Here is an 18,626-nt window from a genome sequence, read left to right on the forward strand (position 1 = left end):
GTTTGGAGGATTAACAGCATGTCACAACTAACAATTACAGTAGTGGGCGCTGGCCTCGCTGGTAGTGAGGCAGCATGGCAAATCGCGCAGGCAGGTGTAAAAGTAAAGCTATATGAAATGAGACCGAAGACACAAACACCTGCTCACCATACCGATAAATTTGCAGAGTTGGTATGCAGTAATTCATTGCGTGCTAACACGTTGACGAATGCAGTGGGTGTATTAAAAGAAGAAATGCGTCGATTGAACTCTGTCATTATTGATGCGGCAGATCGTTGCGCGGTTCCAGCTGGAGGCGCGCTTGCCGTAGACAGACACGAATTCGCGGCTCATGTTACAGATGCTGTTCGTAATCATCCTTTGGTTGAGGTCATTTCGGAAGAGATTACCGAAATTCCTGATGGGATCGTAGTAATTGCGACGGGGCCACTTACTTCTCCAGCTTTGTCTACAAAGTTAAAAGAACTGACGGGTGAAGAATATCTGTACTTCTATGATGCGGCTGCGCCCATTATCGAGAAAGACTCGATTGATATGAACAAGGTATTCGTTGCTTCCAGATATGATAAAGGGGAAGCAGCCTACCTAAACTGCCCGATGACAGAAGAGGAGTTCAATCGTTTCTATGATGCGCTGATCTCTGCAGAAACAGTTCCATTGAAGGAATTTGAAAAGGAAATCTTCTTCGAAGGCTGCATGCCGATTGAAGTATTGGCAAAGCGTGGGCACAAAACCATGACATTTGGTCCCATGAAGCCAGTAGGCCTGGTTGATCCGCGGACAGGCAAAAAGTCTTATGCGGTTGTACAGCTTCGTCAGGACAATAGTGCTGCGACACTGTATAACATCGTAGGTTTCCAGACCCACCTGAAATGGCCAGATCAAAAAAGAGTCTTTTCACTCATTCCTGGGTTGGAAAACTGCGAAATCGTTCGTTATGGTGTTATGCACCGTAACACCTTTATTAACTCGCCAAAACTGTTGAAGCCTACGTATCAGTATAAAGATCGGGAAACTCTTTTCTTCGCAGGTCAAATGACTGGTGTAGAGGGATATGTGGAGTCAGCGGCATCTGGTTTGCTTGCGGGGATCAATGCAGCACGACTCGCAAAAGGGGAAGAATTGATCGAGCTTCCGCCAGAAACCATTATGGGCAGCATGGCTCGTTACATTACAACGGCAGATCCAAAGCATTTCCAGCCAATGAACGCAAACTTCGGGTTGGTACCGGAATGGCCAGAAAGAATCCGAGACAAGCGTTTGAAAAATGAAAAGCTCGCTGAACGGGCGCTAGATACAATTCAGAATTTTACACAAGAACGACACAATTAACATTGATATCCGATTTTCGTCTGTGTTACTATATAGGTGCTTCGAGGAGGGTGCATCCCGTATGGACATTTCGCATCAAAATTCTGCGGATATTGAGATGTTTACCCGCTATTTGCGAGTTGAAAAAAACGCCTCTCCTCATACGGTGAAGCAGTATGTGGCAGATATCAGCGAATTTGTCTCCTTTATGGAACAGCACCAAATCCCCGTATTTGCTGCTGTTTCTTATTTGCATGGTCGCTCCTTTCTCGCGCAATTGGCTGGCAGGGGGCTTTCCCGGCGAAGTATTGCCCGCAAGCTATCCAGTTTGCGTAGCTTGTACCGATTTCTGTTGCGTGAAGGTCAACTGGAACAGAATCCATTTCAACTAGTCTCCACTCCCAAAATGGAGAAGAAACTTCCTTCCTTTTTATATCCGCAAGAAGTTCAAGCTTTTTTCGATCTGCCTGATACAACCACTCCACTGGGAATTCGTGATCGGCTGATTTTTGAACTGTTGTATGCAAGCGGCATGCGTGTTACGGAGCTCACCACTTTATCTGTGAATGATGTGAATCCGAGCATGGGAGTCGCCTTGGTTTATGGAAAAGGAGCGAAAGAACGGTATGTGCCGGTTGGAAGTTATGCCTGCGACGTTCTTCGGCAATACCTAGAATATGGAAGAGAAAAACTGTTGGCTGGAAAAGTAGAACACGGCAATTTGCTGGTTAATTATCGGGGAGAACCGTTATCCGACCGCAGTGTTCGGCGGATTGTAGACAAATACGTAGAAACGTACGCTCTTCAATTGCGGGTTTCACCACATACCTTTCGTCATACGTTTGCGACCCATATGTTAAACGGCGGCGCTGATCTGCGTACCGTGCAAGAATTACTGGGACACGTCAATGTTTCGACGACACAGGTGTACACGCATGTAACCAAAGAGCGACTTCGGCATGTATATGACACCGCTCACCCACGAGCAAACCCGGGCAATACAGGTTCCGCCAATCGGACATAACGGGAGGAATCAGTGATGGAACAGTTTCACGCAACAACCATATTTGCTGTACAGCACAATGGGTCTGTAGCGATGGCCGGAGATGGTCAGGTTACTTTTGGCAACAGCATGGTAATGAAGCACGGTGCCAAAAAAGTAAGACGTCTATATCGCGGCGAAGTTTTAGCAGGATTCGCTGGCTCTGTTGCTGATGCGATTACGCTTTTTGAGAAGTTTGAAGGAAAGCTGGAGGAGTATCACGGGAATCTGCAGCGAGCTGCTGTAGAGCTGGCGAAAGAGTGGCGCATGGATAAAATTTTGCGTCGTTTGGAAGCAATGATGATTGTTGCCAATAAGGAGCATTTGCTGCTTATTTCCGGAAATGGCGAAATCATTGAGCCTGATGATGGGATTCTTGCAATTGGTTCTGGCGGTAGCTTTGCCCTTGCAGCAGGTCGTGCATTGAAAACATATGCGCCTCATCTCGGCGCACGTGAAATTGCGGAAGCATCGCTTCGTACCGCTGCTGAAATTTGCGTGTTCACAAACAACAATCTTGTTGTGGATGAGTTGAATTGAGCGAAAGGGAGGAACCTACTGTGCTGAATCTTGAGCAATTAACCCCGCGTAAGATCGTAGAGCATTTGGATAAATACATTGTCGGGCAGGCACAAGCCAAGAAAGCCATCGCTGTAGCGCTTCGCAACCGCTATCGTCGCAGTCGTTTGCCAGAGCAAATGATTGAAGAGGTTGTTCCAAAAAACATCTTGATGATCGGACCTACTGGTGTTGGAAAAACGGAAATTGCACGTCGGATTGCAAAACTGACAGGTGCTCCTTTTATTAAAGTAGAAGCAACGAAGTTTACGGAAGTCGGTTATGTAGGACGAGATGTGGAATCGATGGTCCGTGATCTGGTCGAAGCTTCTATCCGTACGGTCAAACAGGAAAAAGTAGAGTCGGTGAAAGAGAAAGCCGAGAAGCTTGCGAATGAAGCGATTGTGAACGTACTTGTCCCATCTCGCAAGCAGTCGAACTCGTTCAAAAATCCGTTGGAGATGTTCTTCGGTGGACAGCAGCAACAGCAGCAGGATACCTCTGATCAAGAAGAAGTGTCAATCCAGCAGCAACGCAGACAAGTCATGTGGCAATTGACGAATGGCCAGTTAGAAGAGCAAATGATTGAGATTGAAGTCGAAGATCAATCACCTTCGATGTTTGACATGTTCCAGGTTCCGGGTACAGAACAAATGGGGATGCAAATGCAGGATATGCTCGGTAGCCTGATGCCTAAGCGGATGAAGAAACGAAAATTGCGAATAAAAGATGCGCGAAAGGTATTAATTCAGCAGGAAGCGCAAAAACTGGTGGATATGGACGAAGTTACGCAGGAGTCAATTCGTCGAGCCGAACAACACGGTATTATCTTCATTGACGAAATTGACAAGATTGCGGGTAAGGATGGGCGTGGCCCGGATGTATCCCGTGAAGGGGTCCAGCGTGACATTTTACCGATTGTGGAAGGCTCAACTGTCATGACCAAGTATGGTCCTGTCAAAACAGATTATGTTCTGTTTATTGCAGCTGGTGCTTTTCACATGGCAAAACCATCAGATTTAATTCCTGAATTGCAAGGTCGTTTTCCGATTCGGGTGGAGCTGACTAGCTTGCGCGTTGAAGATTTTGTCCGAATTTTGACTGAGCCTAAAAACGCGTTGCTTAAGCAGTACGTGGCCCTCTTGGAAACAGAAGGTGTGCGTGTTGAATTTACACCAGAAGCCATTCAGGAACTCGCTCGTCTCGCTGCTGAGGTCAATCAGAGCACAGATAACATTGGTGCTAGACGATTGCACACCATATTGGAGAAGCTGCTGGAGGATCTCTCTTTTGAAGCCCCAGAAATCCACCTAGAAGTTGTACAGATTACCCCCGATTATGTCAAACAGAAATTAGGTACAATCGCGGGGAACAAAGACTTGAGTCAATATATTTTATAAACATTGGATAGGCAGCACATATAATTAGGAGGAAATACAGATGGATCTACTGTCAAAAACAAGAAGAATTAACCGCATGTTGCAAAAATCCGCGGGTCATGCCGTGAACTTCAATGAAATGTCCCAAGTTTTGAGTGACGTTATTGAAGCAAATACTTATGTTGTAAGCCGCAAAGGAAAACTTCTTGGCTATGCGATTCATCAAGAGATGGATAACAGCCGTATGCAGAAAATGCTGGAAGAGCGCCGCTTTCCAGAAGAGTACAGCATGGGGTTACTGAAAGTAGATGAAACATCTGCTAACCTGGATGTAGATAGTCCATACACCATTTTCCCAGTTGAAATGAAAGAAGTATTCCGTACAGGTTGGACGACGCTCGTTCCAATTATGGGTGGAGGAGATCGTCTCGGTACGCTGATCTTGGGTCGTATTAACGATCAATTTGTCGATGACGACCTGATTCTTGCAGAAGTAGGGGCAACTGTAGTAGGTATGGAAATCTTGCGCGAGCGTTCTGAAGCAATCGAAGAGGAAGCACGCAGCAAAGCGGTTGTACAAATGGCGATTGGTTCCCTCTCTTACAGTGAGTTGGAAGCAGTTGAACATATTTTTGAAGAGCTCGAAGGCAAAGAAGGCTTGCTCGTTGCCTCCAAAATCGCGGATCGCGTAGGAATTACTCGCTCCGTAATCGTAAACGCACTGCGTAAGCTGGAGAGTGCGGGTGTTATCGAATCCCGTTCTTTGGGGATGAAAGGTACCTTCATTAAAGTGCTGAATGAAAAGCTGTTGCCTGAGCTCGAGAAGCTCAAAACCTCGTAATATATACCTTGCCAAAAGTTACAAGAAAGTAAACAAAAGGTGTAGCAACCCATGTTGCTGCACCTTTTCTCATGGGACTTTAGTCCTAATTATTGCAAAAAACGACACATTATTACCATAAATTATATATTGATTTTTTATGCTTGCTACGAAATAGGCAATGGTTTGAATATGGATTCCTTGTAAAATGCAGTAAAAAAACAGGAAAGATAAGGGATTTAGTCCCATTGAATCATTTTGAAAAACGTCATGAAAAGGGGCTTTTTTGTCCAAATTGATTTTGCTATGATTGAATCGTATTAGGGTGTCGAAAATACAGGAAATATAGGTGGTTTTAGGGAAAACAATTGACTCATATTGGGGGAGAAGGAAAAATGCTGGATAGTTACCATCTGCAGGTCCTGGAGAGATCACTCGACGCTGCAACATTGCGACATAGAACGATCGCAAACAACCTTGCCAACATAGACACCCCTCAATTCAAAAGTCAACAAGTCATCTTTGAGAGCTTTTTGCAAGATGAGTTGAACGCAAGAGCGGGACATGGCAAGTTAGAAGCGTATCGGACCAATCAACGACACCTCCCGTTTGGAAATGCAGGAGGCGTTGCAGTACCACAGGTTGTGTCCAATCCGAATAACTTCATTCAGAACAGTGGCAATGATGTTGACTTGGAAACAGAAACAACAGAATTGGCCAAAAACCAAATTTGGTACAGCGGTTTGACGCAATTGACAGCAGGACATTTTCAAAAGCTACGCAGTGTAATTGAGGGTGGAGGTAAATAAGGATGAGCTTGTTTCAGGGAATTAACACAAGTGCTTCTGCCTTAACAGCTAACCGCTTGCGATTGGATACGATTGCTTCCAATATTGCGAATGCGGAAACCACTCGAGCAAACTTCGTAGATGGCGCCTGGCAGCCATATCGGAGAAAAATGGTGGAGTTGTCACCTCAAACAAATGGAACATTTGATAACTTCCTGCAAGCAGCCGTAGGGACGGTCTCAGGAAGTCGAGGTGGACAAGGTGTGAAGGTCACAGCGATTCAAGAAGACAATACTCCTTTTAAGCGAGTGTTTGATCCATCTCACCCAGATGCAGATCAAGACGGATATCTCTTGATGCCGAACGTCGACCCGATGAAAGAGATGGTGGACATGATCTCCGCATCAAGATCATACGAAGCCAACGTGACAGCATTGAATGCTTCCAAATCGATGATGCTAAAAGCATTGGAAATCAAGTAAAGCGGGTGAGAGTAAGGTATGGAAATGAGTGCAATCTCCCAACTAACGCCAATTCGTACACCGAGTGTGAACAAGCCAACCCCAGCTGAAGTTTCCCAAGAATTCTCATCGTTTCTATCGGATGCCATGAATAAAGTGAATCAGGCGCAAGTAGAATCGTCGAATCTTGCCGACAAGTTTGCAGCGGGAGAAATTACCGACTTGCACCAATTGACTGTTGCAGGTCAAAAAGCTTCCGTGATGCTACAAATGACTATGCAGGTCAGGAACAAGATGATTGAGTCTTATCAAGAAATCATGCGCATGTCGATTTGATCGTTGTTGGTATCCTTTGAGAGGTGAAACATGAACGAACGTTTAGCAGTATACAAAGACCAGTTTACGTCAAAATGGAACCAATTTTCCAAGAAACAAAAATGGATGATTCTCGGTATTTCGCTCTTCCTCTTGATATCTCTTGGTCTATACATATACATCGCTTCTCAGCCGGTGTACAAACCACTCTACAACCAAAAATTGAGTGAACAAGAAATCGGGACGATCAAGCAAGAGTTGGAAGCTTCACAAATCCCTTATCGTATCACGGGGAATGGTACAAGTATCGAGGTTCCAGAAAAGATGGCACAAGATGTCATTGTCGATTTGGCTGCACAAGGTATTCCGAGTCAGGCAGGAATTAATGCAGAAATTTTCTCCAGTACCCTTGGAGTTACAGATCGCCAATTTGATGTCATGAAGAAAGAGGCTTTACAACAAGAGCTGCGCAAGATGCTGGAACGTGTAAAAGGTGTACGCTCCGCACAAGTGATGATTACATTGCCGCAGGAAAGCGTTTGGGTGACAGAGACTCCAGATACAGCGACTGCTTCCGTTATCGTCGATGTTGAACCTGGAACAACGCTTGATCAAAAGCAAATTAACTCGCTTTATCTGCTTGTTTCCCGAAGCGTTCCGAAATTGCCGATGGAAGCGATCGCGATTACAGACCAGTATTCCAATCCGCTGGAACGTTCCGAAGGCAATGAAAACGAAGGCACATTGAGTAGCTTTAAGCAACAGGAAACAATCAAGGCAGATGTTGAAAAGAAAATTCAACAAAACCTGTACAATTTGTTGGGTACAATCATGGGACGCGATAAAGTCATCGTCCATACGTTCATCAAAATGAACTTTGACAAAGAAAATCGCGTAGAGAACATAGTCGAGGCACCTGACAAAGAGAATAACGAAGGACTTATCATTTCTTCTCAAAAATTATCAAAAGCCTTCTCTGGGCAAGGTCAACCTCCAGGGGGAATTGCAGGAACCAATAACAATGCAGTTCCTAACTACCCGGGAGCTACCCCGCAAGGAAGTAACAGTCAATACGAAGAGTTGAATGATACGATTAACCGTGAAGTAAATCGCATCACACGAAATGTTACATCAAGCCCGTACAAGATCGAAGACATCACAATCAACGTTGGGGTAGAACCGCCAGATGGTGCAACGTTGGATGCTGCTACGCTCGAGAGCATCAAGCAAGTGTTGCGCAATGTTGTTCGAGTCACTTTAAGTGATCAGGCTTCTGATTTAACGGATGCAGAGTTGGACAAGCATATTTCTGTACTCCCTCGTCAGTTCTCAGGAAAAGCTGAGATTGAGGATTCCAGTGCATTAAGTCCTGCTGTTCTTTGGACAGTTGGTGGTATTGCAGTCTTGGCACTTGCTGCTGTTGCCTTCCTCGTTTATCGCAGACGCAGTCAAGCGAAGCAACAAGAAGAAGAAGAGGAATTGCCAGACTTGCTGACACCGTTAAACGCGGCCGAAATACCAGACTTGATTTACCAAGAAGATGGAGACCAGGTAGTGGTCAGAAAGCAACTTGAAAAATTGGCGCGAAGCAAACCAGATGAGTTTGTTGTTCTGCTTCGTACTTGGTTAGCAGAAGATTAAGGAGTGAATGGTATGGCTCGCGGCGCTAAAGAGTTGTCAGGACGACAAAAGGCAGCTATCCTCCTCATCTCACTCGGGCCAGAAGTTTCTGCCCAGGTGTTCAAGCATTTGCGTGAGGATGAGATCGAGCAACTGACATTAGAAATCGCCAATGTGCGAAAAGTGGATACAGATGAAAAAGATAAAATTTTATCTGAATTTCACCAGATAGCAGTTGCCAAAGAGGTAATTGCACAAGGCGGGATTACGTACGCCAAAGAAATATTGCAAAAAGCTTTGGGTGAGACCAAAGCGATGGATATTATCAATCGCTTGACGGCAAACCTTCAAGTTCGACCGTTTGACTTTGCTAGAAAGGCTGACCCAGGTCAAATCCTTAACTTTATCCAAAATGAGCATCCGCAGACGATAGCTTTGGTGCTTTCTTATCTGGAGGCTCAACAAGCAGCCATGATCCTTTCCGCTCTTCCACAAGAACGTCAAGCAGAGGTTGCGAAACGTATTGCGACTATGGACAGTACTTCACCGGAAGTAATCGCTCAAGTAGAGCAGGTATTGGAGCAAAAGCTTTCTGCCACTGTTACCCAAGATTACACGCAGGCAGGCGGGATCGAAGCGATCGTGGCTGTACTCAACGGTGTCGATCGTGGAACCGAACGCACGATTCTGGATTCCCTCGAAATTCAAGATCCAGAGTTGGCAGAAGAAATCAAGAAGCGTATGTTCGTCTTCGAGGATATTGCTACACTCGACAACCGTTCGATTCAGCGCGTTATCCGCGATGTGGAAAATGCCGATTTGCAACTTTCTCTCAAAGTATCCAGCGAAGAAGTTCGGGAAGTTATTTTCCGGAACATGTCCAAACGGATGGCGGATACCTTCAAAGAAGAAATGGAGTTTATGGGCCCAGTTCGCCTTCGCGACGTCGAAGAGGCACAATCTCGTATCGTTGCAATTATCCGTCGCTTAGAGGAGGCTGGTGAGATCATCATCGCCCGCGGTGGAGGAGATGATATCATTGTCTAGGATCATCAAAAGCGCCAATTATCGGCCTTCTGAGGAATCTTTTCTCCTCTCGGTAACGCCTGTACCACTTAAGACGGAAGAAGTTGCCGAAAGGTTGCAAGAAAATCAAGAAATTTTAAATCAAGCTGAGATCGAAGCAAAAACGATCATCTCAGATGCAGAAGAAACCGCGCAAAACATCTTGCAGCAAGCTGCTGAGCAAGCAGAGCAAGTAAGACAAGAGACGCTTGCTCAGATGGAAGAATGGTGGGAACAAAAGCGTCAGGAAGCTGCGCAACTGTTTCAACAAGTACAAGAGCAGGCTATAACGGAAGGGCACGAGGCAGGTTTCGAAGCGGGTAAACGTGAGGCGTACGAGGAGCAAACAGCTACACTCAGCCAAGCAAAAACCATTATGGAACAGGCGTTTGCTGAGAAAAAACAGATTATAGCTGAGGCAGAGCCTTTTGTAGTGGAACTCAGTATGGAAATCGCTAAAAAAATCATTGGACAGGAATTGCAACAGCATCCCGAGCAGGTCCTGGAAATGACCAAAAAAGCACTCCGCCGTTCCCGTGTTCATGGTGAGATTACTGTGTGCGTCAACCATAAGTATTTCGATTATGTGCTCGAGCATCGTGCTGGTTTTCTGGAATTGTTGGACGGACAAGCAGAACTCTCCATTTACCCTGACTATACAGTACAAGATGGCGGATGTGTCATCCGTACTGCTTTGGGAAGTGTCGATGCCCGCATCGATACACAAATGGAGGAGATTAAGCAGGCGCTGCTTACGATTGCCAGAGGAAGTGAGGCTCCATGAGCATCCTAGATCTCTCGAAGTACAAGCACATGCTGCATGGATTAGATCCGATGCGCGTGAATGGCAAAGTGACACAGGTTGTTGGACTTACCATTGAGTCGCAAGGACCTGAAGTGAAATTAGGCGAGATATGCCATCTATATCCGACTAACACAAAGGAACCGATCATCGCAGAAGTCGTTGGCTTTCGGGAAAACAAAGTGCTGTTAATGCCATTAGGTGAATTGACCGAAATTGGTCCAGGTTGTGATGTGGTTGCGACAGGACGTTCGTTAGATGTAAAAGTTGGACCAGAAATATTGGGTTCGATCCTCGATGGACTGGGCCGCCCCTATCAAGGTTCACTCCCATTTGGGTTGACGTCCTATCCTACGAACAATATGCCGCCAAATCCAATCCTTCGACCACGCATTCAAGAACCATTGAGTGTAGGTGTTAGAGCAATAGACGGTCTCCTTACCATCGGGAAAGGTCAGCGGGTCGGCATCTTCGCCGGATCAGGGGTAGGAAAAAGTACATTGATGGGAATGATCGCCAGAAATACTACGGCAGATATCAATGTCATCGGTCTCATTGGAGAGCGTGGCCGTGAAGTCATGGAGTTTATTGAGCGCGATCTTGGGGAAGAAGGACTAAAGCGGTCTGTTGTTGTCGTAGCTACTTCCGATCAACCTGCCATGATTCGAATCAAGGGAGCAATGATTGCGACTTCCATAGCGGAATATTTCCGAGATCGTGGAATGAATGTCATGCTCATGATGGATTCCGTCACGCGCTTTGCCATGGCACAACGTGAAGTGGGCTTGGCAATTGGAGAACCGCCGGCTACGCGTGGTTATACGCCATCGGTGTTTGCGATGCTGCCAAAGCTGATGGAGCGCGCAGGAACAGCGGACAAGGGAAGTATTACAGCCTTTTATACCGTATTGGTTGATTCTGACGATATGAACGATCCGATTGCGGATGCGGCGCGGGGGATTTTGGACGGTCACATCGTTCTTGACCGAAAAATCGCTCACAAAGGTCACTTTCCAGCTATTGATGTGATGGCGAGTGTAAGTCGTGTCATGAATGAAATCGTCGATAGTAACCATTTGGATGCTGCTCGTCAACTGAAAAAGCATTTGGCTACGTTTCGTGAAGCGGAGGACCTCATAAATATTGGGGCGTACAAGCCGGGAAGCAATCGGGAAATCGATGCGGCTATTCGCTATCGTGATATCATTTCTGGTTTTACGGCACAAGGAACGCATGAGCCATCTACTTTACAGAGCGCTATCCAAGCGTTGACAGCTCATTTCGGAGGAGTGAACTAACGTGCGTGTTTTTCAGTTTCATCTCCAAAAGGTTCTTGATTTAAAGGAAAAAGAAAAAGAACAAGCAGAGTGGGCTTTCGGAAAGTCGATCCAGCGTAAAAACGAAGAAGAGTGGAAGCTTTCTCAACTAACCGAGCATCATGACGAGATGACGATGAAGCTCCAGGAAGTACAGATGCAGACATGCAGTGCTGCGCAGCTCATTTCCATTACGCAATATCAGCAATCTGTTGCAAGATCCATCCAGAATCAGCAACGTACCTTGCACGGTTGTGAACAGGATGTGGAACGCTGTCAGTCACGATTGACGGAACGTATGAAAGAGTCCCAACTATGGCAACGCCTTCGGGAAAAGTCGCTCCACCAATTTCTGGACAACCAGAAGCAAAGAGAGCAAAAAGAGTTGGATGAGATCGGTACGCAGCTCTATCTTCGCCGAAGCTACTGAGGGAGGTCCAAATGGAAGAAATCCAAGAAGAACGGGAATACGGCAGGTGGGAATGGTTCTTTTATATGATTGTCATTCCTGCACTGTTTGCCAGCCTCCTTGGCGGTGTGCTCCTGAGCTTGCTCGGAGTAAACGTGTTAGGGACTGTTCTCCACTGGGCAAACTCCATACCGTACGTGGAAAAATTAGTCCCGGACGACTATGCAGCAACTCCCGACTCAAAAGAACAACCTGACATGGACAAACAAGTGGCAACCCTACAGCAAGATCAAGCAAAAAACCAGCAGCAGATTGCCACTTTACAAGAAGAGTCAGCAAGGAAAGACGCTACCATTGCGGCGCTGGAAAAACAGCTTGATGATGTAAACAAGGCAATGGAAGACAAACGTGCGACTGAGGAAGAACGTCAGAAGCAGTTTGCTGATTTGGCAAAAGTTTATACAACCATGTCGCCAAAAAATGCGGCAGCCATCATTGGAAATCTCAAGCTGGAAGAGTCAGTGGCGGTCATGACCAAAATGAAACCTGCCCAACAAGCCGACATTTTGGCCAAGATGGAACCGAAGAAAGCCGCGGATATTTCCATCTTGTTAAAAGATTCAGTAGTGAACAAAGATGATGACATTGCTGCTCTACAACAACGTGTAGATGTTCTTACAAAGGCGCTCAGCAATACACGTGATGGGTCTGAATCGAATGAGGATCTAAAGAACACATTTACTCAATTGCCGCCAGCGGATGCTGCTGCTATCATTCGTTCACTCATGAATACTAACAAGGGGCAAGCCATTGCTTTAATGAAAGATTTGCCTGCGGATAAACGGGCACAAACTCTCTCAGTGATCGCCAATGACGACAAGAAAGAAAAAGACAATCTGGCGGCTCGCATTACGACAGAGTTGCTTCGAAAATAGATTGAGCAATCATCTGTTTTCGTTCCTATAAGCAACAATTCAAAAAGAGGAGGTGAACGAGATGAATGTGGCCAATTTGACTCCTGCCGTAGGATCAGCAGGATCTGTTACAGCGACACCTGTAGCAAATGCGGGAGGAACTGGTTTAGGTCAAATGTTTTCCATGCAATTGATGCAGGTGTTGGATCAGGTGGGGACCGCAGAAGAGACTATGGTGGCACCAGAGGGTTTAAGTGATGAGGAAATGCTAGCATTAGCTGATCTCATGGCATTATTTGCCCAACTGCTTAATTCTGGTCAAACTACGCAAGATGAATTACCGCCTGACGCCCAAGAAAAATTTGCAACTGCAATTGAACAACTCTTGGGTAAAGCACAAGGAAATGCTGGTCAAGTAAGTGAGGATTTGAAGCAGATTCTAGCTAACCTGAAAAAAGGGGAAGCGACGCCAAACGAACTGGACAAGCTGGCAGCTCTTCTCGAATCCCTGAAGAATCAAAAAGGAAATGCTGAGGAGTCAAAACGAAGTGGACTGAACTTGCGATCCGATGTGATAGCAAACATGAACACAACCCAGCAGGACACGTTTAAAACGATTTCTCCACTGCGGTTGAACCAAGGTCTCTCGGCTTACAAGCTAGAGGCAGGGATTCAGTCCCAGACAGTACAGTCTACCCTTCAAAGCGGCCTTTTGAATCAAGAGGGCAATGCACAAGAGGGCATGTTGAATGGAAATGGTCAGACGCCGATTATTGCTTCATCTAATGCGCAGACACAATCTGTACAGACCTTTCAGCAACAGTCGGTTCCAACTCATCATGTGAACGCCAATCAATTGACACAGCAAGTCACGCAGCTTTTCGTGTCCAAAATGCAGTTGACGCAACACAATGGCGTACATGAGGCAAGGCTGATTCTGAATCCACAATCTTTGGGCCAAGTAGATGTAACGATTACTTCCCAAAATGGCGTGATTACAGCACAGTTCCATGCTGAAACACAGGCTGGAAAGGAAATGCTGGACAATCAGCTTCCGCAGCTTCGAGCTGCGTTGACACAACAAGGCTTGCAGGTTGATCGCTTGGAGGTAAACCAGCAGCAGGATACAGCTTTTAACTTCCAACAGCAGCGTGAACAAGCGCGACAGCAACAAGAGAATCGACAACAGCAAGATAAAGACGAGCAAGAATTTGCTCTCGATGCCCTGGTAGACAGTAATGAATCGACAGAAGTGCTATGGAATCGATTGCGGGAAACGGCTCGCGGCATTGACGACATCGTCTAGGATTGGATATAAGGAGGAAGCGCCATGAACCATTTTCGTGTGGGGCAACCCTATTTTCCTCCGAAAACGAATCACGTCGCAAAAGCTACTACCCAAACTGCTCCAGGAAACAACAAGCTATTTCAGGAGTATTTGACGGAATCGATTGGCGCTGCAACCAAGACTCAACCACTTAGCTTTAGCCAGCATGCCGTCAATCGCTTGCAGGAGCGGGGCATTACGCTAGAAAGACAGCAGATGGAGCGTTTGGAATCCGCTGTGCAAAAAGCAGCAGCCAAAGGCGCCAGAGAGTCTCTCGTTATGATGGATAATGTGGCCTACGTCGTGAGCATCGTAAATCGGAAAATTATTACCGCCGTGGACGATGGCAGCATGAAGGACAACGTATTTACTAACATTGACAGTGCCATTTTCGTGTAGGTGGCTGTTTACTGGGCTGGACCTCCTTTTGAGGAAGCCCATTCGGCTACCGACTGACAGAGGTAGCCGCTGTAAATGAGAAGGTAAAGGGGGAAGTTAGTATGCTTCGATCTATGTATTCAGGTATTTCAGGCTTGCGTGGATTTCAAACGAAATTGGACGTTATTGGTAACAATATTGCGAACGTAAACACAGTTGGCTTTAAAAAGGGGCGTGTGATGTTTCAAGATATTTTGAGCCAAAACGTACAAGGGGCCGGTGCTCCTACAGATGGTGGGAAAGGCGGTACAAACCCGACGCAAATCGGCCTTGGTTCTTCCATTGCTTCGATTGATACGGTTTTCTCTGCTGGTAGCCCAATGACAACGAACCTGCCGACAGACCTTTCCATCGAAGGGGACGCGTTTTTCATGGTCAGTCCGGATGATGGGGCAACTATCTATTACACGCGTGCTGGGAACTTCACTCGTGATGCCCAAGGTTTCTTGGTGAACTCTCAAGGAATGAAGCTGATGAACACTGACCCGGCTCCAATCCAAATCAACCAAGCAGATGGAATTGTTTCTTACTCCATTGGCAAGGATGGCGTAATTACCACTGTGGATGATACTGGAGCACTTGCTTCGGACAATACCATTGGCGTCATGACCTTCAACAACCCAGGTGGTTTGAAGAAGATCGGCAACAACCTCTACGAAAACACAGTGAACGCCGGTGCACGTGATGATGATCCAATGACTCCTGCTACTCCAGCAGATGCACGAATCAGCATTATCGCGGGACAACTGGAAATGTCCAACGTTGACCTTTCTGAAGAATTTACAGAAATGATCGTGGCACAACGCGGTTTCCAAGCAAACTCTCGGATCATCACGACATCTGACACCGTACTGGAAGAACTGGTGAACCTGAAACGATAATTTCGTTTAACGGAAATAGCTGGGGATGTGTTCTAAGCCTTCCCCAGCTTGATCCGGAAAGGAGCAGCCAATGATTAAGTTAACGCGGTTTAACGGCACTACATTTTATCTGAACATCACTCACATTGAAACTGTTGAAGCAACTCCGGATAGCGTAATCACGCTGTTCAACGACAGAAAGTACATCGTGAAGGATTCGGTGGAATCCATCGCTGAACGTGTTCAGGCTTTTTATCATAATGTTCCTCCGGCAGCATCTGTACCGAAAATGCCGGGTGATTCAAATGAATAGCGGGAGGCATTAGCGATGTTTCAAAATCGATTGTTTAACATGGCTCTAATCATTATCATCGCGATATCGCTACTGGGAGTGATCTCGTTCGTTCTCTGGCAAACGTATCTCTCTCCGGCTGCGCAAACAGCCACGACGGAAGAGCAAGAAGTGAAGCCGCTCACGGCAGAGGAAATGAAAGAGTTCTCCGTTGACACGGGCGAAATTACTACGAACTTGCTAACAAATAATTACATGATTGTACGCTTTAGCATTACGGCGGACAGTGCTGATGCCAAAACAGAGTTGGAGCAGCGTTTGCCGCAAGTCAATCAGGTGATTATTAAAACATTGGCGGGGTTGACACCAGAAGACATAAAAGGAACTGAAGGTGTGAACAAGCTGGAAGCAAAAATCATGAATGAAATCAGCTCCCTGATGCAAGAAGGTAAGATTGTTCAAGTAGTGACAACCAAACGCGTCTTGTCATAGGAAGCGATTATGGTATACATAGCAAGGAGGTGACGACATATGGCCGAGGTTCTCTCACAGAGTGAGATTGATGCGCTGTTGGCCGCCCTATCTTCGGGCGAAATGGATGCCAACGAGCTGAAAAAGGAAGAAACTGAGCGTAAAGTCAAGGTATATGATTTCAAACGCGCCCTGCGGTTCTCAAAAGATCAGATCCGTGGTTTAACGCGAATCCATGAAAACTACGCGAGGCTGTTGACTACGTATTTTTCAGCTCAGCTCCGTACCTTCGTGCAAATTACGGTTGCCTCCGTCGATCAATTGCCGTATGACGAATTTATACGTTCTATTCCCAAGATGACCATCTTGAACATCTTTGAAGCTCCTCCGCTGGAAGGACGAATGGTTTTGGAAGTGAATCCAAACATCGCCTATACCATGCTGGATCGACTTCTGGGAGGACAGGGGGCGATTCCGGAAAAGATGGGCGCCCTTACGGAAATTGAAACAACGGTGATGGAACGCGTATTCGGCAAAGCGCTGGATACTTTCCACGAGGCATGGAAGCAAATCATTGAGCTAGATCCGTACCAGGAAGGCTTGGAGATGAATCCACAGTTCATGCAGATCGTCTCACCTAACGAGATTGTCGTGGTAATCTCCTTTAGTACCAAAATCGGCGATACAACGGGAATGATCAATCTCTGTTTGCCTCACGTGGTACTGGAACCAATCATGACAAAGCTGTCTGGACAATACTGGTTCTCCAAACAAAAGAAAACGCGGGATGAAGAAGAGCGTCTCCGTGTAGAAGAGCGAGTAAAAGTTGCAAAATTGCCGATTGTTGCTGAAATGGGAACAGCTACGATTACAGTAGGAGATTTCCTGCAGCTACAAAAAGGCGATGTCATTCAATTAGATCAATCGATCGACAATAAGTTGAAAATTAAAGTAGGCGACCACTTAAAGTTCTTGGGTCAGCCAGGAACACTTAAAGGAAGAGTCGCTGTACAGATTGATGAAGTCATAGAGGAGGGGGAGGAACAAAATGAGTAGAGATATGCTTTCTCAAGACGAGATTGACGCGCTGTTACGTGCGAACAACTTGGTTGAGGACGAAGAGGAAGCTGTGTCGGCAGTGACCCAGGATGTTGCCGATTTTCTGTCCCCGTTTGAACAGGATGCACTCGGAGAAATTGGTAACATCTCCTTTGGGAGCGCAGCTACTGCGTTATCTACTTTGTTAAGTCAAAAAGTAGATATTACAACCCCTACTGTTTCGGTAGTCAATGTCGATGAATTGGAAAGCGAATTTCCGATTCCTCACGTGGCAGTCCACGTGGAATATACAGATGGTTTCAAAGGAATTAACCTGTTAGTCATTCGCATGGAAGATGCTGCAGTTATCGCGGATCTGATGATGGGCGGAGACGGCAGACCGGCGAACACTGAAATGTCTGAGCTTCATATCAGCGCGGTTCAGGAAGCAATGAATCAGATGATGGGTTCCGCTGCTACGTCCATGTCGACGATTTTCAACCAGTTCATTAATATTACGCCACCAGGCATCGACGTAATGGATCTGGCGCAAGGCAAGGGTGGGGACAGCTTCTCTGATGATGACAGTCCTCTAGTGAAAGTATCTTTCCGCTTAAAGGTAGGAGAGCAAGGCGAACTTATCGATTCAAATATTATGCAGCTTCTCCCGCTTTCCTTTGCGAAAAAGATGATTGATAGACTAGTGGGAGGTTCAGAGGATGAAGCAGCAGTGGCGGCCCTCATAGATGAGATAGAGATGCCTTCTCTGCCTGCTATGAGTCTGTCGGCTCCTTCTATCCAGCCAAGTGTGCAAGAGCAACCACAGAGCCACGTACCGCCTGTAGCGCCGCCACCACAGCAACAGCCGATGTATCAGCAACCACCGGGTTACGCTCAGCCAATGGGCTACCCAGGACAGCCGCCGATGTATCCTGACGCGTATGGACAACAAATGATGCCACCAGGCTACGCTCCGTACCCAGGTATGTATCAGCAGCCTCCAATGGCTCCGCCAACACCACAGCATTTCGGAGGTCCTGCAGCAAGTCAGGCGAATGTAGTACCAGCACAATTTGCTCCGCTTGGAGGTGCTCCTATGTATACAGGAGACATACAGAACTTAAACTTGCTTCACGACATTCCATTGCAAGTCACAGTTGAGTTAGGCCGCACGAAAAAGCTTATTAGAGAAATCCTTGACTTGTCCGCTGGATCGATTATACAGTTGGACAAGCTGGCAGGTGAGCATGTAGACATTTTGGTGAACAACAAATTAATTGCCAAGGGCGAGGTTGTCGTCATTGATGAGAACTTTGGGGTTCGTGTTACAGACATCATCAGTCAGATAGATCGTGTTCAAAAATTACAATAATCCAATCAAGAGGGAAGCATTAGGGAGG

21 protein-coding genes are annotated in these 18,626 nt (G+C 46.3%); all 21 read left to right on the plus strand.

Annotated features, from left to right (window positions below; all coding sequences use genetic code 11):
- Window positions 1–18: 18 nt before the first annotated feature.
- On the plus strand, window positions 19–1,332 hold the full coding sequence (trmFO, locus tag FB479_RS03055; protein ID WP_142062342.1) for an FADH(2)-oxidizing methylenetetrahydrofolate--tRNA-(uracil(54)-C(5))-methyltransferase TrmFO: 1,314 nt from the start codon (window positions 19–21) through the stop codon (window positions 1,330–1,332).
- Window positions 1,333–1,393: 61 nt separating this feature from the next.
- Window positions 1,394–2,335: a tyrosine recombinase XerC gene (gene xerC / locus FB479_RS03060; RefSeq protein ID WP_106653448.1), complete on the plus strand. Its 942-nt coding sequence runs from the start codon at window positions 1,394–1,396 to the stop codon at window positions 2,333–2,335.
- Window positions 2,336–2,350: 15 nt separating this feature from the next.
- On the plus strand, window positions 2,351–2,893 hold the full coding sequence (gene hslV, locus FB479_RS03065; protein ID WP_015891764.1) for an ATP-dependent protease subunit HslV: 543 nt from the start codon (window positions 2,351–2,353) through the stop codon (window positions 2,891–2,893).
- A gap of 20 nt (window positions 2,894–2,913) precedes the next feature.
- A complete protein-coding gene (gene hslU, locus FB479_RS03070) occupies window positions 2,914–4,311 on the plus strand; it encodes an ATP-dependent protease ATPase subunit HslU (RefSeq protein ID WP_304488795.1) in 1,398 nt (465 codons plus the stop codon).
- A 40-nt stretch (window positions 4,312–4,351) separates the two neighbouring features.
- The gene (codY, locus tag FB479_RS03075) at window positions 4,352–5,131 is read left to right on the plus strand and encodes a GTP-sensing pleiotropic transcriptional regulator CodY (protein ID WP_106653450.1); all 780 of its coding nucleotides are present in this window, start codon (window positions 4,352–4,354) and stop codon (window positions 5,129–5,131) included.
- Window positions 5,132–5,505: 374 nt separating this feature from the next.
- A complete protein-coding gene (flgB, locus tag FB479_RS03080) occupies window positions 5,506–5,919 on the plus strand; it encodes a flagellar basal body rod protein FlgB (RefSeq protein WP_106653451.1) in 414 nt (137 codons plus the stop codon).
- Window positions 5,920–5,921: 2 nt separating this feature from the next.
- Window positions 5,922–6,380, plus strand: a complete 459-nt coding sequence (gene flgC, locus FB479_RS03085; RefSeq protein WP_106653452.1) for a flagellar basal body rod protein FlgC — start codon at window positions 5,922–5,924, stop codon at window positions 6,378–6,380.
- A gap of 18 nt (window positions 6,381–6,398) precedes the next feature.
- Window positions 6,399–6,695 (plus strand): flagellar hook-basal body complex protein FliE, encoded by a 297-nt coding sequence (gene fliE, locus FB479_RS03090; RefSeq protein WP_017249332.1) that lies wholly within the window; start codon window positions 6,399–6,401, stop codon window positions 6,693–6,695.
- A 30-nt stretch (window positions 6,696–6,725) separates the two neighbouring features.
- Window positions 6,726–8,315 (plus strand): flagellar basal-body MS-ring/collar protein FliF, encoded by a 1,590-nt coding sequence (gene fliF, locus FB479_RS03095; protein WP_142062349.1) that lies wholly within the window; start codon window positions 6,726–6,728, stop codon window positions 8,313–8,315.
- Window positions 8,316–8,327: 12 nt separating this feature from the next.
- The gene (fliG, locus tag FB479_RS03100; RefSeq protein ID WP_007719331.1) at window positions 8,328–9,341 is read left to right on the plus strand and encodes a flagellar motor switch protein FliG; all 1,014 of its coding nucleotides are present in this window, start codon (window positions 8,328–8,330) and stop codon (window positions 9,339–9,341) included.
- Complete coding sequence (gene fliH / locus FB479_RS03105; protein ID WP_106653454.1) at window positions 9,325–10,143, plus strand: flagellar assembly protein FliH; 819 nt, start codon at window positions 9,325–9,327, stop codon at window positions 10,141–10,143. Before fliG ends, fliH begins: the two co-directional genes overlap by 17 nt.
- A complete protein-coding gene (fliI, locus tag FB479_RS03110; protein ID WP_106653455.1) occupies window positions 10,140–11,459 on the plus strand; it encodes a flagellar protein export ATPase FliI in 1,320 nt (439 codons plus the stop codon). Before fliH ends, fliI begins: the two co-directional genes overlap by 4 nt.
- Window position 11,460: 1 nt before the next feature.
- Window positions 11,461–11,907, plus strand: a complete 447-nt coding sequence (gene fliJ, locus FB479_RS03115) for a flagellar export protein FliJ (RefSeq protein ID WP_142062352.1) — start codon at window positions 11,461–11,463, stop codon at window positions 11,905–11,907.
- 11 nt (window positions 11,908–11,918) lie between these two features.
- Entirely contained in the window at window positions 11,919–12,821 is a 903-nt protein-coding gene (locus tag FB479_RS03120; protein WP_106653457.1) for a MotE family protein, read from the plus strand.
- A 61-nt stretch (window positions 12,822–12,882) separates the two neighbouring features.
- Window positions 12,883–14,106 carry a flagellar hook-length control protein FliK gene (locus FB479_RS03125; protein WP_142062355.1) on the plus strand — a complete coding sequence of 408 codons (1,224 nt, stop codon included), beginning with the start codon at window positions 12,883–12,885 and terminating at the stop codon, window positions 14,104–14,106.
- A 24-nt stretch (window positions 14,107–14,130) separates the two neighbouring features.
- A complete protein-coding gene (locus FB479_RS03130) occupies window positions 14,131–14,526 on the plus strand; it encodes a TIGR02530 family flagellar biosynthesis protein (RefSeq protein WP_106653459.1) in 396 nt (131 codons plus the stop codon).
- A 101-nt stretch (window positions 14,527–14,627) separates the two neighbouring features.
- Window positions 14,628–15,446, plus strand: a complete 819-nt coding sequence (gene flgG, locus FB479_RS03135) for a flagellar basal body rod protein FlgG (RefSeq protein WP_106653460.1) — start codon at window positions 14,628–14,630, stop codon at window positions 15,444–15,446.
- A 70-nt stretch (window positions 15,447–15,516) separates the two neighbouring features.
- Window positions 15,517–15,738 carry a flagellar FlbD family protein gene (locus tag FB479_RS03140; protein ID WP_142062358.1) on the plus strand — a complete coding sequence of 74 codons (222 nt, stop codon included), beginning with the start codon at window positions 15,517–15,519 and terminating at the stop codon, window positions 15,736–15,738.
- Between the two features lie 15 nt (window positions 15,739–15,753).
- Window positions 15,754–16,209 carry a flagellar basal body-associated FliL family protein gene (locus tag FB479_RS03145; RefSeq protein WP_007719300.1) on the plus strand — a complete coding sequence of 152 codons (456 nt, stop codon included), beginning with the start codon at window positions 15,754–15,756 and terminating at the stop codon, window positions 16,207–16,209.
- A gap of 39 nt (window positions 16,210–16,248) precedes the next feature.
- On the plus strand, window positions 16,249–17,244 hold the full coding sequence (gene fliM, locus FB479_RS03150; RefSeq protein WP_017249321.1) for a flagellar motor switch protein FliM: 996 nt from the start codon (window positions 16,249–16,251) through the stop codon (window positions 17,242–17,244).
- Entirely contained in the window at window positions 17,237–18,598 is a 1,362-nt protein-coding gene (gene fliY, locus FB479_RS03155; RefSeq protein WP_142062361.1) for a flagellar motor switch phosphatase FliY, read from the plus strand. The genes fliM and fliY overlap by 8 nt, the downstream gene beginning before the upstream one ends.
- Window positions 18,599–18,626: the final 28 nt, after the last annotated feature.

The organism is Brevibacillus sp. AG162, assembly GCF_006715575.1.
In the GTDB taxonomy this organism is placed as follows: Bacteria; Bacillota; Bacilli; order Brevibacillales; family Brevibacillaceae; genus Brevibacillus; species Brevibacillus brevis.

What these genes read in the sequence shown, in the direction of transcription:
- fliH (WP_106653454.1), top strand. Translation starts at nt 9,325, where the DNA reads ATGATATCATTGTCTAGGATCATCAAAAGCGCCAATTATCGGCCTTCT.
- FB479_RS03145 (WP_007719300.1), top strand. Translation starts at nt 15,754, where the DNA reads ATGTTTCAAAATCGATTGTTTAACATGGCTCTAATCATTATCATCGCG.
- FB479_RS03140 (WP_142062358.1), top strand. Translation starts at nt 15,517, where the DNA reads ATGATTAAGTTAACGCGGTTTAACGGCACTACATTTTATCTGAACATC.
- codY (WP_106653450.1), top strand. Translation starts at nt 4,352, where the DNA reads ATGGATCTACTGTCAAAAACAAGAAGAATTAACCGCATGTTGCAAAAA.
- fliM (WP_017249321.1), top strand. Translation starts at nt 16,249, where the DNA reads ATGGCCGAGGTTCTCTCACAGAGTGAGATTGATGCGCTGTTGGCCGCC.
- FB479_RS03130 (WP_106653459.1), top strand. Translation starts at nt 14,131, where the DNA reads ATGAACCATTTTCGTGTGGGGCAACCCTATTTTCCTCCGAAAACGAAT.
- fliY (WP_142062361.1), top strand. Translation starts at nt 17,237, where the DNA reads ATGAGTAGAGATATGCTTTCTCAAGACGAGATTGACGCGCTGTTACGT.
- flgC (WP_106653452.1), top strand. Translation starts at nt 5,922, where the DNA reads ATGAGCTTGTTTCAGGGAATTAACACAAGTGCTTCTGCCTTAACAGCT.
- xerC (WP_106653448.1), top strand. Translation starts at nt 1,394, where the DNA reads ATGGACATTTCGCATCAAAATTCTGCGGATATTGAGATGTTTACCCGC.
- FB479_RS03125 (WP_142062355.1), top strand. Translation starts at nt 12,883, where the DNA reads ATGAATGTGGCCAATTTGACTCCTGCCGTAGGATCAGCAGGATCTGTT.
- FB479_RS03120 (WP_106653457.1), top strand. Translation starts at nt 11,919, where the DNA reads ATGGAAGAAATCCAAGAAGAACGGGAATACGGCAGGTGGGAATGGTTC.
- flgB (WP_106653451.1), top strand. Translation starts at nt 5,506, where the DNA reads ATGCTGGATAGTTACCATCTGCAGGTCCTGGAGAGATCACTCGACGCT.
- flgG (WP_106653460.1), top strand. Translation starts at nt 14,628, where the DNA reads ATGCTTCGATCTATGTATTCAGGTATTTCAGGCTTGCGTGGATTTCAA.
- trmFO (WP_142062342.1), top strand. Translation starts at nt 19, where the DNA reads ATGTCACAACTAACAATTACAGTAGTGGGCGCTGGCCTCGCTGGTAGT.
- fliE (WP_017249332.1), top strand. Translation starts at nt 6,399, where the DNA reads ATGGAAATGAGTGCAATCTCCCAACTAACGCCAATTCGTACACCGAGT.
- hslV (WP_015891764.1), top strand. Translation starts at nt 2,351, where the DNA reads ATGGAACAGTTTCACGCAACAACCATATTTGCTGTACAGCACAATGGG.
- fliG (WP_007719331.1), top strand. Translation starts at nt 8,328, where the DNA reads ATGGCTCGCGGCGCTAAAGAGTTGTCAGGACGACAAAAGGCAGCTATC.
- fliI (WP_106653455.1), top strand. Translation starts at nt 10,140, where the DNA reads ATGAGCATCCTAGATCTCTCGAAGTACAAGCACATGCTGCATGGATTA.
- fliF (WP_142062349.1), top strand. Translation starts at nt 6,726, where the DNA reads ATGAACGAACGTTTAGCAGTATACAAAGACCAGTTTACGTCAAAATGG.